The sequence below is a fragment of the Bradyrhizobium sp. Kon10 genome, from assembly GCF_055807395.1.
The window spans coordinates 1-15,618 of sequence record NZ_JBVVOZ010000020.1; the positions used below are offsets into that span (position 1 = coordinate 1).

Consider the following 15,618-nt stretch of genomic DNA (forward strand, 5'->3'; position numbering starts at 1 on the left):
CCGGTTTGATGAGCGGGGATGGGAAACGGGGCGTTGGCCATAGGCCCCAAGCTACCGCGCCCATCCTCGACTCTACCGTAGCTGACCTCATCTCCAGCCGCCGCTCTCGGCACATGGGTAATCCACGTCGATACGGGCTATTCGAGCCCGAAAGAAAAGCTGTCAGCCAATGCCGCAGGGGGAACGGGCGGGCAATGCCCTTCTGACCTTATTGCATCGTCAAGTGAACGTTCGAAGATATTGGGGCCCCAAACGATGAAGCGGATGCCACCCGGACGCTTGGGGTACAACGGGCCGAGCTGTCGGTCGTAGCGCGGACCAGCGAGGCTCCCAATGATCCATGCGTTGCGCGGCCAAGGCATGAACATCCAGAGCCTGTTGACGTCCAGCGCATAATTAAACGAGACGGTCAAACTCGTGCTCGCGGCCTTGACGTAAGGATCGGATTTTCCACGATCAACATCGGTGCCGTCCGTATTTCGGTATTCCGCGCCAATGGCCCGAAGTGTGGCATGCATGATCGCAAGCCGCGAATAGATGTTTGCTTCGCCAGTGCTCAAGTCATCGAACAAATGATCAAGCCTTAGGGCAAGAGCCTTGTCGTCCAGCATCGGAAACGGCAGCAGGGATTTGGCCCGTCCCAGATACGCGCGATAGTCGGCGTTCGACACCGGGCCAAACGTGCAATTATCTTGCTCGGCATGCCGGTCTAACAGCGGCGCATAATTGGCAATAATGGCCGAGATGACCACGATTAGGGCGATTGTCTGCTTACCTTTCATCCCACGCCTTTGTCTCACGGAACTGAATACTAGCGCTTTACACGTAAAGATTGCATGTTTCCTAACAGTCCAGATCCACGCTTGCGGGTGATCGAAGGGCCGCCCTTCTGCTGTTGGCCCATCTGCGACCTCGGAGGCCATCCGCTTTTCGACCGGCGTTGGCGGTACACCGGACATCAGGCGGCCAGCTGCTTAGTGAGTACGTGCCCTAGTCCGGCGCCGGACCACGAAATAGTTTGTTAGCTTGTGCGTGTGAAACTTGGAGCGTGCCGATTACCGCCGATTGCGGCACATGGAATGGGAATACCGGCCCCGGCTGTTTTCTCCCAACCCTGCGGCTGGGGCCGTTTGAACTTGCGAGGCATCGTTCACGCCGGTCCACAACCATGTTTAGAGGCATTGCCGTCGCGCTATTTGGGCTGACCATTCTTTCGCAGCTCGATCAGGCGCTCTTCTATGGTCGAAATACTGGCGCTGCACTCGGGCTTGTGCGGGAGATTAGCCGTGGTTTCGGGCTGTAGGTCAGCCGTGCTGCGCTCAATCGGAGCGGCGCGTTCAGGGTCCCTCGACGGCTACTTCTTCAACAGTATCCCTGTCGTTCGCGCCATTCGCCTCACCGATCCGGCGTGGCGGCCCAACTCGGCTGCGATCTTCGATACGCCAGCTCCCTGCCGTGCCAGCTTGGACAATTGCTGGACCTCGCGGTCGGCCCATTGCTTTGGCTTTTGTGTTTTCCTGGTGCAGCGCTCAACCTGCCGCCCACTTAACCGGAGCGCCTGGTCGCCGGCACTTGGGAAATTTACGGGTGGTGCCTGCCACCACGAGGCTCAGCACATTGAGGAAGATATCGTCGTGATCGAGGCTGGGCTGGCGCGGTTGGATAGAGCGGCGGCGAGCTAACCTTACCAAGATGTTTTCCTAGACGGAGCGGCAAACCGGGACGAAGATCGCCGCTAGCTGCCATGAAACCCATTGCTGTACGCGACGAAATGATCCTGAAACAAACGCCGTCAACAGCGCAGGGTTTTCGATAAGGCGGAGCTAAACCATCATGAACCGCGAAAGAGATACCATTGCAGTCGGCACCCGCTTCAAGATCAACAAACTTGGAGCGGTTCGCTGCCCAAATCTGGCTAAAAAGGTTGGCATCGTTGTTGGCTTGAGCCGGCAGAGTACCGGCATCACCGTGCTGTTCGATGGCGACGCGAGGCCGAGTTGCTTATACAGGGGCTATATATCTTCAACATCTGCCTGAGCCTGCCTTAAGTCGCTCACCGCTGCCTCGCCAGTGGTCAGGAGCGCTGACACGGCCGTCGGATGTCGGTTTAAGCACGGCTTCGGTGTGGTCGAGAATGGCGGCTTCGGTCGTCGTGATGCTGTAGAGATTGCCCTATGGAGAGCACCGGCTCGCCACCTACTCCAGCTCGATCATTCGGTCCTTGGTGACCCGCAGGCTGCGGAGATAGTAGCCTTGTGCCTGAACGGCTGACTTGATTTCGTGGCTGACCTTGAGAACTCGTTTTCTGCTCTTGCGCCACTTATGTGCAGAGTAAAGCACGGGCACGGCAGAGCCGGTACTTAGAACGAGGAAGTCGCGCTTGTCATTGCGATAGACATCAAACATCTTTCGCCCCCGCTAATCATATTGAACTAAGAATGAAATATGTTTCGGTTGCCTCAATGGACGAGCTTAGTATCGCGAACGGCTGTGGGGGTTGTAAATCTGCAACGTCCGGGATTTCTTCAGCGACGTTCCGGATTGGGAACGAACTTGGTGCAAGCTCGGCCGTTGGTATTGATCAAGCTCTTGCGAGCGGTCGGGTGAAGAGGCTACCGAATTCCGCCACAACCGCGTTGGCACATGCGCGAATGCTGGAAATCCCCCCGCTGCGATCACTGCGAAGAAGAGTTCGCGCCTGAAGAGTTAACCGTGCTTGAGGCTCCGGCCGGGGATGGCGAGTTGATCTGCGCTCGGTGCATCAAGATCAAGCTCCGTCGAGCTGTCGCGAGGCTGGCGCGTGGTGATAACTGATGAATGCATCAGCGTCGTGTCGGTCGCGGCTACCGTGTATCTGACGCCATGAACTTGTTGGGGCGCAGCACTGTCCACGTTCCATCGGGTTGTTGCTAAAAAGCGGCCAGTGAATAAGCAAGTGCGCACGACTCACCTAAACATGCCGCTGACCATCCGAATGCCCAGAAACAGCAAGCTGTACAAGACCACAGCGAAGATGACCGCATAGATCTTTTGTCTCGTTCCGCGTGACCGCTCCCAATTTGGATACGGCACATTTTCGCAGGAAGTCGGCGAATCCATGTTTATCCCACCGCTCAAAAACCGTCTCTTCGCGAGCGAAGATTGATCGCACTACGCCCGTCGAATAGAGCGCGACCGACCGATGGCCAAATGAGTTAGGTGGGTGCTCAAACCAAAACGCATCCTCTGTTGAATGCTCATACTTGGGCTTGTAGCCATTGAGCATGAGCTGCCTAAATCGCCAGAACGTCTCCGCTCCCGCAGCGCCGATGTGCATTTCGTCAACCAGCGAAAACGAATGGTCTTCCGATGAGGAGCGCATCGCCCGTCCTGTACAATTAATAGTTGCAATTCCGCGCGTCCCTAAATTCTACACGTGCTGGTGCAATCAAAAAGCCAACGATAGAGCTTGCGTACGCCTGCTGAAAAAACGTGAGGGTCGAAAATAGTCCCGTTCATAAGCGTTAGGATCGGCTCAAAAAACGGGATCAAGGCATCTAGAACGTCGTTGTCGTTTCCTTTGAGTTCGTTGAGGGCGGCGTATACCCTCAGAGCTCGCCGCGTCACGCTACTCATGGTCTTCCACCCACCCTAAACAACCGACCGGGTTGCCGACCGACTCGGACAACTGGGAGGAGTGTAGCAAGGCCGGCGTATCTAGTAGACTCGGGTGGATAACGATGGAACGCCATCTTCTCCCACAAGGGGAGAAGGAAGGTATGCGCACCTCCCAACGCGAGCGGTTACGCCACGGATAGGCCATTGTCGATAGGCCATTGTCGATAGTCCCGGCCTCGCGATGTTGTGCATCAGGCGCACGCTGGATGGTGCCGAGACCGATAACGTCATCTCGGACTTTGAGACGCACGAGGCGTTGACGTTGGAGCGTCAGCGTCGCGCAGACTGGCTCAAGTGCGAGCTGGCGGCGCCGCGGTCTGCAGCAGATCGGGTGCCATCGGCGGCGACACGTTCGGAAGGCGCGGCGGACGTACCCGGCCTGACGTGCTTGCACGGCTCCGGCGCCCTCTATCGCCGGAGCCGATTCGCATTCTCCGGCTTGTGCTTACCGCTGATGCCCTAGACCAATGCCCATCGTGCGAGCCTTCTGTCGTAGGGAGCCTTCGGAACGCTTCATGAGTTTCGAAACTTTGGCGACGGGCGTGCGGGCCTTGGAATGTGCCTTGAGCAGCTTCACTTCGTCTTTGGTGTACTCTTTGCGCTTGCTCTGAGTCGTCTTTGCCACTTGATGCTCTCCGCGTCGACTGTGGGATTGCGTAGATATGAGCGCCGAACTGCTCCATCAAGTGAACGCGCGATGGCTGTTCTAACTGTTTGCCTGATCTGGCTCTTGCCCCTGCTGGACGCCCCGATTTCAACGCTTCATAAAGCTGTGCGGGGGCCTAGCAGCACAGCCGCCCGTTCGAGCCGGGCAACGCCCGCTGGCAGGTTGCGAGGTGTAGACGGCGGCGATCGACCGCGCGGACACGATGACGGTGCTCTTGACGACGTGCAGGCGGTCAGGATGCGACGGGTCGCCACACATGATCCAGATCAACGCCGTCGCTCGACTGCCGAAGAAACTGGCGCATGGCAAGACGGTTTTCCATCATCGGTCGCCGCGATTGCGATTATCGTTCTCAGCGTGGCTTCGTCGCCTTCGTCGGGTTTTCCATTTGGACGGAGCCATGAAGGCTTGAGTGCGCCGAGCCTATCGCCACTCCTCCTCGCGCTCCCGGGGCACCGCCGCGCTCTCCGGGTTCTTCGTCTTGACCCACGTCTTTGACGGGCCATGGCGCATCCGTCCGTTTTGACACGATGGGCTCCAGCCCCAAGCCCGCGATTTTTGCTTTACTGCGTTCCGGATTGGGAACGAGCTGCGGCAAGCCACGATCGCCAAATTGGGCGTGCGAGACCGCTGCTGTAGTCGTCGCCCGATCGAATGCAAGGTGAGCAGGAATGATCACATTCACGAGGCAGACAGCGCTTCGGATCGCAATGAATATCTGTTCAAGAAAGTTTCCAAACAGAAACCGGAACGTCGCCATGCACTGTTTGTTTTCTCCACGGGGAAACTAACGAATGGAGAGATAGATGAAGAAGCTTTCTTACGTTCTCGCCGCGTTAGCAACCATCGCAATGGCAGCGCCGACCATCGCAAGCGCTGAGGAATTCGGTTTCCGGATCGGAAGTGGCCCGGACTATTCCGACCACTACTACGGCCCGCGTGCTCACTTCTATGCACATGATCGAGGCTGGCATCATGGATGGTATGACCGCGATGGCGACCGCACGGTAGTGATTAGGCGTCACCATTACCACGACTGGGACGACTGATCGAAAAATGGCTCCCAATCGGGAGCCATTTTTTGAAGGAGAATGCAGCTGCTGCGGGTTTCAGAGGGGCGGACCGGTCGCGGGCCCCCTACGCCCTTGGGATTGTGCGGTTAGGCGCGGCCCGAGCGGCCGGGCGACCTGCTGCCACGGTTCAAGTCAAGGATGAGAACGGTTTCCCGAAGGCGCAGAACTGCACCTCCTGATCGTGCTTGAGTGGCGCGTTGAAATCGGAAATGCCATTGACGCCAAGCACGACCGCTTCGCCATCGCGCGTCATTACGCGCGCGCGGTCGCCTTCGCGCTCAAGGCGGAGGCGATAACAATTGTATTTCACTAGCCAGCCGGGGCCGTCCGGAACCGCAATGCCCTTCGTGGCCAGGCAAAACTCAAATGAATGCATGAAGGAAGAATAGGCATTCTCGGCTGGTTTGGGAGTGGAGCCTGCCGGGCGCCGGCTTAACCTTCGTTCATGTCGCGGAGCTTGAACCGCAGCTCGTGGACCAATCGATTTACATTCCCCAGTTCGGATAACGATTGTTATACGTCCTATCCAGCGGCGCTGGCTGAGCGGTCGGGAACCGAGGACTGTGCGGTGCGTCGACAAAACCCGGAACAGGATGTGCGACCGGGCTTTGGTTCGTGCGAACACCGGCATGTCGGCGATGTGAGTGAGACGCCGCAGCGGCGCCGGTGGATGCGCACAGAGTGATCAAAAGGCACGCGACCGAAGCAGAACGCATCGCATCCTCCGATTCGCGCGGCTCGCGCATTTGCTCTGGGCTCGCCGATCCGCCGATTGGCTCAAACCGGTCATCGCGGCTTACCCATGGTTCCGGCCGTTCGGGTGCCACGCCTATTCTATCGTTGCATTCACCGTGATGACCGATCTTCCTGAACCGTACGGACCGTTTCCTTGACCATATAGCAAACGTATCGTTGCCATTGTGTCCGCGTGGCTGAACGTCGTTACGTTCAGCTGCCTGAGCGCCCCGTGCGCAGGCTTTTGGGAAACGCCAGAGCTATGCATTCCTCCTGGAATTCGCATCGGAAAATTGCAGTCTCACCCGACTTGACCGCGACGTAGGCCGTCATGTCGACGCCAAACATGGCTGGATTGCTGGTGACCCGGCAGTCGGAGACGGCGAAAGCCGAAACCGGCGTCAAGCTCAGTACGGCTACCTGGTGGGCGCAGTTTAGTCGCCGCCAACATGATTCTTTGTCCGTGCTCGCTGACTGATGCGGTTTGCTAGCTGTGAGCTTTCAGGATAATTCAGTAAATGCATTGCCGCACCCAGTAGCCACCGCTCACCCGTATCCACTGGCATGGGCTTGGAGGTGGCTCCTTGATGATCGGCCAACCGTGGATATCGATATTCGTCGGCGCGGTGATGCCGCGCCAATACACCGCATTCGCTTCGGGGGAACGGAAAACGAGGGCCGCCGCAAAGAGAGGCAATGGCAACGCTGACCAAAAGCAATCGATGCATTGGTTCTATCCGCCAGATGAGTGGTTTCCGATGCTAGCCTGGCTCCGCGACCAAGCCAACAGACGCTACGCCCGGAGATCTCTCAAAATGTCTCCTTATCGCCGTAGACCAGAAGTCGTCGGCAAGCACGCGGAATGAAGCGATTGACCCGGAGCGGATTCCACTGGCGATTTGCGCTAATCTACGCGGCGCGTTCCTTGTCTGAGCTTTCCTCAACGCTGGTCGCGGTTTCTTCCAATCTCTTTTGGTAGCCGCCTGTGAACCTCTCGATATTATCTGCCCACATCCTCGGGAGCGAGACTTTGAAAGTGCATAATCGGCTTCAAGGCGTTCACGCCAAGCGCTGTCGCCGCGGCAATGCGCCTTTGCGGGTCGCGCGCGAGAAGGTTTGCGTTGGCGCCGTTGTCTGCCATGCTCTTCTCCTTACGTTGTCCAGCTTTGGGGAGAGTTCGTCGGCATCAAATCCTACAAGGCAGTCCTAGGCCAGACGATTCAAATCCCTCATGTGGTCGCTCGCGCGGTTGCTCGTTCTCCATGACCATACAGCCCGCCTCTAAGCTTGTGGGAGACAGCGCGCGTTCGCCGTCTTCACTGGCGAGTCTCATCTTTCTTTCGCCTAACGAGGAGGGTGAACGCTTGCGCATCTCCAGGTCCAGAAGGAAATCTGGTCGGATTCTCCCGTCCATCGCGCGTCCGCATGATGCGCAGCATGCTCGGGAACCCGGCGGCGGCGACTTCAACGGTCTCCACTCACGCAAATATAACGTGAGGTGCAGTTCTACGCCTTATTCTTGCCCCCGACTGCGACGACGTGAGCGACATCCGGCTGCAATGCGAAAGGCCAAACTCGCGAATCCTTGCTAGGCGCGTGGATGGCATCTTCCTATCTGACTTTGACGGGGAGAACGGCCCGACCTTTATCGCCACGCCTGCCAGATAGGTCTTCGAGCCGCAAGCGCGGTCGGAGAAGGAGGAAAGAAGTTACGTGACAAACGTACCTAAGATCGCCGGCCACTATTGGGCAAAGTGGCGCACGGCACGAGAGACGCCGCGGAACTGGTGCCATCCGACCATTGGGAGGTGGTGCAGGTTTTTGAGAACCGCCTCGATCGCGACGAGGACGAATTTTTGATGGTCAGCGTTCCCGGCGTCGAGCGTAGCCAGTCTATCAAACATTTCATCTTGGGGGCTGGGCCGCTGGCAGAGCCCCCGACCACTGCGAGCTCGTCCGAAACGCGGTTGCCTCTTTTGAGGCTCGTTGCTAGCAAATCAACTTAGCCCAGCAGGTTAAAACAGCCGAGCGCGGGGACCAGGACCGGGCTGTTCCGTCTGATCACAGACCTGAACTTGTTGAGCGCGCGGATGGCATAGCCGAGCCCCGGCGCATTTGTTAGGTGGCAGAAGGCGACCTTCTTCACATAACCATCGACATGCCATGCGACGCGAGTACCGTTGCGGAAGAAGACAACGTCACCGACGCCGTAGCGTTTCGGCGGCATACTGTCGCCTTCGAGCACGATCGATCCTTCCAAGATCATGATGGTTTCGTCAAAGTCATAGTGCCAGTTGAAGCGACCCTCGGTGCACGACCAGATCAGGGTCCAAGCAGTCTTGCATCCGCTCGTCGACAAAACGCGCGAGCGAGCTTCCGGATTTCCTTCAATGATCCACGATGGTTCGATCGGTGAGGGCTCCAGATCAACATTGCAATGCGTCGTGTCGAAAGCTGCGAGCGGCATCGGTCTCACCTCCCACTGAATTTATACTGCAGTCTGCCGAGTTTTCCCGACACTCGCAAAGTCCGGCTTCCCGCCGGGGATGTGAAGAGCCAACTTGTCGCAGAGCCACCCGGGCGAGTTCCGAAAGTGGTACCTCTCCGTATGCGCTTTGCATTCACGTACGTTAATGCCGGGCCGTCGCGCTTGGGTGGACCATCAAGCAAGCCTGCCGCGTAGCGTACTGGCAGGCCTTTGGCCCCAGCGCGCGCCTCCCTGCTAGGAACCTGCCGCTGGGGCCTTCTCACGCGGGACCCGCATTGGATTACGAGGGTGGACGAGACGATAATCCGCAATCCATCAGAGCTTGCGACGTCCATGAATTCGCGGGCCGCATCCCGACGGGACACGACACCATGTATCCAGAAGTCAACATTGCAGCCATCGACCCGCCGATGCCGGCGCCACCTCGGGGCTCCGACCTGCTCGGCGTCGCATTCCTTGCTACTGCCGCCGTTTTCATGACCGCCTGGATCGGTGGCCTGATCTGGAGCGGAGCAGCATTGGTGTTCTGGCTGATACCTAGAAGTAGTGGGCGAGTTGCGCGGCTTTAATGGCGCCGCAGACGATCATTCCCCAAAGCGCAATGCTGATCTGGATGGCGTCCAGCATGTCCCGTTCCCCCGTGAACTAATTGTTGGGTTTTTTGATTAGAGCCGCGAAGTCGCAAGCAGGGCTCAGGCTACAGGCGCCGAGGGTACCGGAGCGATTCCGGATAACTACGGTGCGGGATACTGTCCTACTAAATCGGACGGAAGCCCGGCATCCCCCAGCCCGCGCCGCGCGAGCATCCTCTTCTATAGCGACAGCAGAAACCCAGCTGCGTGCGACCAAACTGAGACTGGATGCGGCGCACACGCCTATGTCGCAGCGAGTCTGCGGCACAGACTAACGGAAGGTAACAATTCACCTAACTGCGCATGAAGCCTTCGCACTCGCCTTCGGCCCAGGCAAGTGCGTTCTCGAGTGGCTCGCCTTGCGCGTAACGTAGCGCCATCTTGGTCATCGTCGCGCGCGTGTAGATCTGCTGCGCAACCTTCGGCGGAGCGGGCCACCCCGCAATCGATAGGCTCTGCTGCTTGAAGGGGTTAGCATAATGGTAAAGGGTACCTTTTGGTGGCTCCGCTGCTGCCCATACGGGCAGCGTGGTCACCTTTTCATAGGCTGGCACCTCATAGCCGGCGCTGGCGATCACAAGTTGCTCAATTGATAACGGCAGCGACAAATGCGCAAGCAGGCTTTTTGCTGCTTCCTTGTTCTTCGAAAACGCCCATATGGTCCAAAAGGCGGGGAGATAGGGCGCGAAGCGACCCTTAGGGCCAGCCGGGAATCCATGGGTCCATAATTGTTCGGCAACTCGTGGCGCGTCGCGCTTGGCAACTGCCCACGCACTCGGCGGATTACAGATTAGCGCGCCTTTGCCTGAGATCAGCCATTTGTTGTTTGACGAATCGTCCCATGCGCCCGCGTCTGGCGGCAGGAAAGCAAGCAGCCGCTTGTAGAATTCCAGCGCCTCCCGTACCTCGTCGGTCCTAACAGTGAGATTGCCGTCAGCGTCGACTAGATGAGCGCCGAATGACTCAAAGATAGCCCCGGCTGTACACACGCTATCGTTGGTGTCGCCCAGTCCAATTCCGAACGGGAAGCCGGCCTTGTGGCAGTCTTTCGCTGCCTTCAGGAACGTATCCATCGTCCAATCTTCGGCTTTCGGCGGCAAGCCTGCCGGATACATCGCCTGCACATCAATTTTGGCATGCTCCTTCAGCAAGTCGATCCGGGAGCAGGGGGGCTGAAGCTGGCTGCCTTGGCACGCGGGAACGCCGATCCATCTACCGTTAGCCTGAGCGAGATATCTGACCGTTCCGTTCACGTCGCCGTTTTGCTTGAGAACCGGCTCCATCACGTCGTCAACGGGTTCGAGCAATTCGGCAAAACCCTGCGGCGACCATGTCGCTAGACGCAGAATATCGTGACCGGTTTTCGCTTGTGCCTCGGCTTGGCTGGTTAGGAGCAGCTTGTTACCCTGGCTCGTGATGTAGTCGATCTGAACCTCGACCTTTTCCCTCTCTGCCCATTCCCTGACGAGATCCGTCGAGGCTTTGTTTGCTCCCGGTACCCAGTGATCCCAGAAGCCTATGGTCAGCTTGCCAGCCGCGTAGGCACCATGAACATACGGAGCGGTGATGAGCGTTGCTGATGTGGTCGCGGCGGCAGCGACGAATTCTCGTCGAGATAGTCTCATTGGCTTGCTCCCCGGGTTGACGGCGCTTCTGCGCTGCACTGACCGCGCGACAGGGGGGATGCTCTTGAGTGCTATTTAGCCGCGACTTTCGCCTGTGGCAGCTCCTAAGCCAAGCGGTCATCTAAAGCTCAAAGCTGAGCTGCAGCAAGCAAAGTTATCCGTCAACCACTCTGTCGCAACCCTGTTAGTGGTCGCGCCATCCTCTCGCGCCAAGTAAAGGCTGTCGCGTAACCAACCAACCTCCGGAGCTTGAGAAGCAGAGCTTATGGAGGTCGTTTGCGTAATCTAATTGACGCTCAGACATTGCAGGGTATGGATGAACCTCGGAGCATCGCGGCGAAACAGACTCAATCTCACCCCGCAGAATCGTCGCGACCAGACTGAGCCTGACCAGTTCCAGAATTAACCCGTAGCACGGACATCAATCTTAATGTGAGGCTTTGATTGCAGCGGCGCATTGGGGCGTTAGGTTTCCGCACCGGACATTGCCCCGTCCGGGTTCACCATGGCGAAGCCGTCGCGCCATCATTTTCGACGCGGCGGCTTCGTTCGGTGGCAACGCGCGAGTATCATTTTGAAGAGGCCGTCGAAACACGAGACGCTCGATCTCAGCGAGATGCGGCGGCAGATCACGGCCCTGCGATCCCGGCACTCGGAAAATCTACGCATCACCTATCTGTTGAACAGGCTGCTGATCAAGATTGCATATCTCAGTGAACCGGGGAGCGCAGCTCACGCGGAGCAACTGCGCGAAGCGTTCGCCAGAACGATGGCGGATGTCGCGAAACACATCCGGGAAAACGACCGCAAGCCGTCCGGAAAGACTAACAAATAGATCAAACCAAGCCGACCAAAGCTCCCGCCGTTCTCACGTCGGCTGTTGGCGGTAGACCGGATGCGGCATAGCACTCGCGTTGGTCGCCGCTTCTGAGCCACAACAGAAGCGGTTCTTCCACGTTGAGCGGTGCTCGCTCTCCGCACGCACAGAGGCCGGTGACTATCCGTTCACCAGTGGACACCCGCCATCTTTCAATGGACGAAAGGCTTCTGCTGCCGGGATGGTGGCCCGCAGTTTGTAGAAGTCGCCGAAGTATCTCGATTCGGCGGGTGGTTTTACCTCAAACAGATACATTTCGTGGATTTTGCGTCCGTCGGCCCGAATGATTCCTTTGCCGTACAGGCGGTCGTCGGTCGGAATCTCCTTCATTTTGGCGGCGACGGCGCGGCCGTCGGCGTCAGATTTTAGCGCCTCGACTGTTTTGAGATAGTGGGTCACTGCCGAATAGACACCCGCCTGGGCCGATGTGGGGACCTTGCCCGGCCGCTCAACCTGCCAGCGCTTCGTCCAGATGCGGTTGTTGTCGTTCATGTCCCAATACCAGGCTTCGGTTAAAACGACGCCCTGCGTTGTCGGCAGACCAAGCGCGGCGATGTCGCTCACCCACAACAACAGACCTGCGATATTCTGCCCGCCTTTGACGACTCCAAACTCCGCCGCCTGTTTGATCGCGTTTGTGGCGTCGCCGCCCGCGTTAGCGAGACCGATCACTTTAGCCTTGGAGGCTTGTGCCTGGAGCAGAAATGACGAAAAATCACTGGTGTTAATCGGCACCCGGACCTTGCCCAGCACTTTCCCGCCATTGGCTTCCACGACCGCCGCAGCATCGCGTTCAAGAGCATAGCCGAACGCATAATCGGCGGTGACGAAGAACCAAGTATCGCCACCCGTCTGTACCGTCGCCTTCCCGGTACTATTGGCGAGCGCCCAGGTATCGTAGACCCAATGAATTGTATTCGTGTTGCACTTTGGACCGGTGAGGTCCGACGTCGCCGCGCCCGTTACCAGGAACAGCTTGTTCTTTTGGTGGGCGATCTCACTCACTGCCAGGGAAACGCCGGAATTCATGCCGTCAACGATCACATCGACCTTCTCGACATCGAACCATCTGTTGGCGATGCTGGCGCCAACGTCAGGTTTATTTTGCATGTCGGCGCTGACGATTTCTACTTTCATCCCCTTGGCAGCCGCACCAAAATCTTCGATCGCGAGCTTTGCGGCCACGACCGATCCGGGCCCGCCGATGTCCGAATAAATGCCCGACATATCTGTCAATATGCCGATCTTGACGATGTCATCGGTATATTGCGCGTTGGCCGAATTGTTCAGGAGAGCGGCCGCAATCGTGATCACACCGAAAATCATTTTCATGTGCTACCCCGTAAGTACGCCGACACGCACATTATCAAGTTATTTGACCTGTGTGAAACGCTTTGCGGTGGCTTTTTCCTTTGAGACATTAATGGGGGAGCGAACTGGATTCAGCACGCTTTCACCGAACGAACGTTAGGCGCGCCGCCTGCTGTCTTGGTTTGAGCGACAGAGCCCCCAGAATGTGCTAAACTGACCTAAGCGCGGCCTTCAGGGAGGCACGGCATGGTTGAGTCCAGAAAACTCGCGGCGATACTGGCCGCAGACGTTGTTGGGTTCAGTCGGCTAACGGGAGCTGACGAGGACCGTACCCTGGCAAGGCTGCGTGCACTTCGAAGCGACCTGATTGATCCAACAATCGCAGTTCACGCAGGTCGCGTGGTGAAGCGGACCGGCGACGGAGCTATTGTCGAATTTCGAAGCGTCGTCGATGCCGTCCGTTGCGCCATCGAGATCCAGAACTCAATGATCGAGCGCAACGTCGGTTTGCGGCAGGAACAGCGGATCGAGTTTCGTATCGGCATTCATCTGGGCGATGTTGTGGAGGAGAGCGATGGCGATCTGATGGGCGATGGCGTCAACATCGCGGCGCGACTGCAAGCCGTCGCCCAACCAAGAGCGATATGTCTCTCGGAAGACGCCTACCGACAGGTAAGGTCACGGCTCAATCTTGCAATCAGCGATCTTGGAGAGACTCTGCTGAAGAACATCGCCGACCCGGTACACGTGTATTCAGTTCAGTTCGGGAACGGGATTGTAAAGGCGGCTGCGCTAGGCGATGCGATATCTAACGTGCCCGCATTGTCCTCCCCTGATAAGCCATCAATCGCAGTCCTACCCTTTCAGAATATGAGCGGCGATCCAGAACAGGTCTATTTTGCGGATGGGATCGTCGAAGAGATCATAACGGCACTCTCGCATTTTCGCTGGCTTTCGGTAATCGCACGCAATTCGAGCTTTACCTATAAGGGTAAGAGCGTGGATGTGAAGCAGATCGGGCGGGAGCTCGGTGCCCGCTATGTGCTCGAGGGCAGCGTTCGCAAATCGGGCGATCGAGTGAGGATTACCGGGCAGATGATCGACGCCTCCACAGGAACCCACTTGTGGGCTGATCGGTTCGATGGCGCGTTGGAGGACATCTTCGATCTTCAGGACTGCGTCACAGCGAAGGTCGTCGGGGAGATCGCGCCGAGGCTTGAGCAGGTCGAAATTGACCGAGCCAAACGTAAGCAGACCGAAAATTTGGACGCCTACGATTACTATCTACGCGGGCTGGCGAGCCTGCACGAATGGACCAGAGATTCCAACACTGAAGCTCTGCGGCTGTTTTTCCGGGCTAACGAGCTCGACCCAAGTTTTGCGTCGGCTTATGGCTTGGCCGCTATGTGCTACGTCTGGCGCAAGGTGAACGGCTGGATTGTCGATCCCACTCAAGAAGTCGCGGAGGCGGAGCGATTAGGACGGCTCGCTGTGGAGTTTGGGCCTGACGATGCGGTCGCATTGTCGGGCGGGGGATATGCACTCGTCTTTGTCGCGCATGACCTCAATGATGGACCTGCTTTCATCGAGCGGGCGCTCGCGCTCAATCCCAATTTGGCATGGGCCCTGTTCTCGAGTGGATGGACCAAAGCCTTCCTGGGCGATCCCGAAGGCGCAATCGCCCAGCTCACTCGTGCGATACTCCTTTCGCCGCTGGATCCACATGGCTTCCGGGCGAAAGGCGGCATTGCCTTCGCTCACTTTCTCGCCAGCCGGTACGAGGAAGCGATCACATGGGCGGAAGCGGCTTTACGGCAACGCCCCACCTATTTGGCATCCATTCGCGACCTCGCGGCGGCCAACGCGCTTGCCGGTCGCATTCCAGATGCGCAAAAGGCCATGTCGCGCTTGCGCAAGCTGGACCCTGCTAAGCGCGTTTCCGCAGTCAAGGATTGGGTCCCACTTCGCAGACCCGACGATCTTAAACGATTGGAGGAAGGCCTGCGGCGGGCAGGGCTTCCGGAATGAGAGGGCCCGGGGGCGGCGGAATTTTCCGCTGTTGGGCTCTTTTCCGAAGTGGCTGATGCAGATCACGGCGACTGCGGTATTGTAGGTTGAGACATGGCATGCTCGTTGTGTGGCGACCCTGGCTAGCTTATCGCGGCAGGGCAGGAGCACGGCCGGACCATCCCATTCGCGGACTATGGCGGCAGACTTAGCGAAAGTCATCCATAGAGAATATCCGGCTCGGCCGAGCGTCGGCGAGGCGTACCTCGAAGCTGCCGCAGACCGAGTGACTTTCCGTCATGGGTGTGAACATGTCGAATTTCAGCAGTCGCCCCGACATTGCTGCGAGCCGCCCTAGCACCGCTGCGGCGCGTCGTGTTCGAGGCTGGGCAAACGCGAAAATCAAAATGTAGAAGCGGACAGTTAGAGGCGCGCGGATTTGAATAACTCGCGCGCCTCTACAGCACGTTCACGACTCGGCTTCGGCTGAACGGCGGTTCAGAACGGCCTCCAGCGACGCGGATTGTGCCGGTAATGATCGTAGTC

14 protein-coding genes are annotated in these 15,618 nt (G+C 57.9%); 4 read left to right on the forward strand and 10 right to left on the reverse strand.

Annotated elements, in window-relative coordinates; translation table 11 throughout:
- Window positions 1–137 precede the first annotated feature (137 nt).
- A complete protein-coding gene (locus AC0L2O_RS24595; protein WP_369722413.1) occupies window positions 138–782 on the reverse strand; it encodes a hypothetical protein in 645 nt (214 codons plus the stop codon).
- Between the two features lie 1,051 nt (window positions 783–1,833).
- Between AC0L2O_RS24595 and AC0L2O_RS24600 the strand changes: the two genes are divergently transcribed.
- Window positions 1,834–2,037: a hypothetical protein gene (locus tag AC0L2O_RS24600; RefSeq protein ID WP_409187841.1), complete on the forward strand. Its 204-nt coding sequence runs from the start codon at window positions 1,834–1,836 to the stop codon at window positions 2,035–2,037.
- Between the two features lie 159 nt (window positions 2,038–2,196).
- On the opposite strand, the gene AC0L2O_RS24605 is transcribed toward AC0L2O_RS24600, so the two are convergent.
- From AC0L2O_RS24605 to AC0L2O_RS24620, 4 genes are all read right to left on the reverse strand, one after another.
- Complete coding sequence (locus AC0L2O_RS24605; RefSeq protein WP_369722415.1) at window positions 2,197–2,406, reverse strand: hypothetical protein; 210 nt, start codon at window positions 2,404–2,406, stop codon at window positions 2,197–2,199.
- Between the two features lie 544 nt (window positions 2,407–2,950).
- Complete coding sequence (locus AC0L2O_RS24610; RefSeq protein WP_473371519.1) at window positions 2,951–3,361, reverse strand: hypothetical protein; 411 nt, start codon at window positions 3,359–3,361, stop codon at window positions 2,951–2,953.
- Between the two features lie 741 nt (window positions 3,362–4,102).
- On the reverse strand, window positions 4,103–4,282 hold the full coding sequence (locus tag AC0L2O_RS24615; protein WP_409187842.1) for a hypothetical protein: 180 nt from the start codon (window positions 4,280–4,282) through the stop codon (window positions 4,103–4,105).
- Window positions 4,283–4,676: 394 nt separating this feature from the next.
- Window positions 4,677–5,084 carry a hypothetical protein gene (locus AC0L2O_RS24620; RefSeq protein ID WP_409187843.1) on the reverse strand — a complete coding sequence of 136 codons (408 nt, stop codon included), beginning with the start codon at window positions 5,082–5,084 and terminating at the stop codon, window positions 4,677–4,679.
- A gap of 46 nt (window positions 5,085–5,130) precedes the next feature.
- Between AC0L2O_RS24620 and AC0L2O_RS24625 the strand changes: the two genes are divergently transcribed.
- A complete protein-coding gene (locus AC0L2O_RS24625) occupies window positions 5,131–5,373 on the forward strand; it encodes a hypothetical protein (protein WP_473371520.1) in 243 nt (80 codons plus the stop codon).
- Window positions 5,374–5,524: 151 nt separating this feature from the next.
- Here the strand turns inward: AC0L2O_RS24625 and AC0L2O_RS24630 are convergent, their stop codons facing one another.
- The 4 genes from AC0L2O_RS24630 to AC0L2O_RS24645 form a co-directional block, all read right to left on the reverse strand.
- A complete protein-coding gene (locus AC0L2O_RS24630; RefSeq protein ID WP_369722416.1) occupies window positions 5,525–5,650 on the reverse strand; it encodes a hypothetical protein in 126 nt (41 codons plus the stop codon).
- A 1,482-nt stretch (window positions 5,651–7,132) separates the two neighbouring features.
- Window positions 7,133–7,273 (reverse strand): hypothetical protein, encoded by a 141-nt coding sequence (locus AC0L2O_RS24635; protein WP_473371521.1) that lies wholly within the window; start codon window positions 7,271–7,273, stop codon window positions 7,133–7,135.
- A gap of 861 nt (window positions 7,274–8,134) precedes the next feature.
- Complete coding sequence (locus AC0L2O_RS24640) at window positions 8,135–8,599, reverse strand: cupin domain-containing protein (RefSeq protein WP_369722419.1); 465 nt, start codon at window positions 8,597–8,599, stop codon at window positions 8,135–8,137.
- 946 nt (window positions 8,600–9,545) lie between these two features.
- Window positions 9,546–10,877, reverse strand: a complete 1,332-nt coding sequence (locus tag AC0L2O_RS24645; RefSeq protein ID WP_473371522.1) for an ABC transporter substrate-binding protein — start codon at window positions 10,875–10,877, stop codon at window positions 9,546–9,548.
- Window positions 10,878–11,382: 505 nt separating this feature from the next.
- On the opposite strand from AC0L2O_RS24645, the gene AC0L2O_RS24650 reads away from it, so the two are divergent.
- Window positions 11,383–11,712, forward strand: a complete 330-nt coding sequence (locus AC0L2O_RS24650) for a hypothetical protein (protein ID WP_369722420.1) — start codon at window positions 11,383–11,385, stop codon at window positions 11,710–11,712.
- Window positions 11,713–11,874: 162 nt separating this feature from the next.
- Here the strand turns inward: AC0L2O_RS24650 and AC0L2O_RS24655 are convergent, their stop codons facing one another.
- Entirely contained in the window at window positions 11,875–13,080 is a 1,206-nt protein-coding gene (locus tag AC0L2O_RS24655; protein WP_369726704.1) for an ABC transporter substrate-binding protein, read from the reverse strand.
- A 231-nt stretch (window positions 13,081–13,311) separates the two neighbouring features.
- Between AC0L2O_RS24655 and AC0L2O_RS24660 the strand changes: the two genes are divergently transcribed.
- Window positions 13,312–15,093 (forward strand): adenylate/guanylate cyclase domain-containing protein, encoded by a 1,782-nt coding sequence (locus AC0L2O_RS24660; RefSeq protein ID WP_369722421.1) that lies wholly within the window; start codon window positions 13,312–13,314, stop codon window positions 15,091–15,093.
- Window positions 15,094–15,618: the final 525 nt, after the last annotated feature.

Coding starts and splice junctions, on each gene's coding strand:
- AC0L2O_RS24630 (WP_369722416.1), bottom strand. CDS start 5,650: ATGACGCGCGATGGCGAAGCGGTCGTGCTTGGCGTCAATGGCATTTCC.
- AC0L2O_RS24620 (WP_409187843.1), bottom strand. CDS start 5,084: ATGGCGACGTTCCGGTTTCTGTTTGGAAACTTTCTTGAACAGATATTC.
- AC0L2O_RS24660 (WP_369722421.1), top strand. CDS start 13,312: ATGGTTGAGTCCAGAAAACTCGCGGCGATACTGGCCGCAGACGTTGTT.
- AC0L2O_RS24655 (WP_369726704.1), bottom strand. CDS start 13,080: ATGATTTTCGGTGTGATCACGATTGCGGCCGCTCTCCTGAACAATTCG.
- AC0L2O_RS24625 (WP_473371520.1), top strand. CDS start 5,131: ATGAAGAAGCTTTCTTACGTTCTCGCCGCGTTAGCAACCATCGCAATG.
- AC0L2O_RS24600 (WP_409187841.1), top strand. CDS start 1,834: ATGAACCGCGAAAGAGATACCATTGCAGTCGGCACCCGCTTCAAGATC.
- AC0L2O_RS24635 (WP_473371521.1), bottom strand. CDS start 7,273: ATGGCAGACAACGGCGCCAACGCAAACCTTCTCGCGCGCGACCCGCAA.
- AC0L2O_RS24605 (WP_369722415.1), bottom strand. CDS start 2,406: ATGTTTGATGTCTATCGCAATGACAAGCGCGACTTCCTCGTTCTAAGT.
- AC0L2O_RS24610 (WP_473371519.1), bottom strand. CDS start 3,361: ATGCGCTCCTCATCGGAAGACCATTCGTTTTCGCTGGTTGACGAAATG.
- AC0L2O_RS24650 (WP_369722420.1), top strand. CDS start 11,383: ATGGCGAAGCCGTCGCGCCATCATTTTCGACGCGGCGGCTTCGTTCGG.
- AC0L2O_RS24645 (WP_473371522.1), bottom strand. CDS start 10,877: ATGAGACTATCTCGACGAGAATTCGTCGCTGCCGCCGCGACCACATCA.
- AC0L2O_RS24595 (WP_369722413.1), bottom strand. CDS start 782: ATGAAAGGTAAGCAGACAATCGCCCTAATCGTGGTCATCTCGGCCATT.
- AC0L2O_RS24640 (WP_369722419.1), bottom strand. CDS start 8,599: ATGCCGCTCGCAGCTTTCGACACGACGCATTGCAATGTTGATCTGGAG.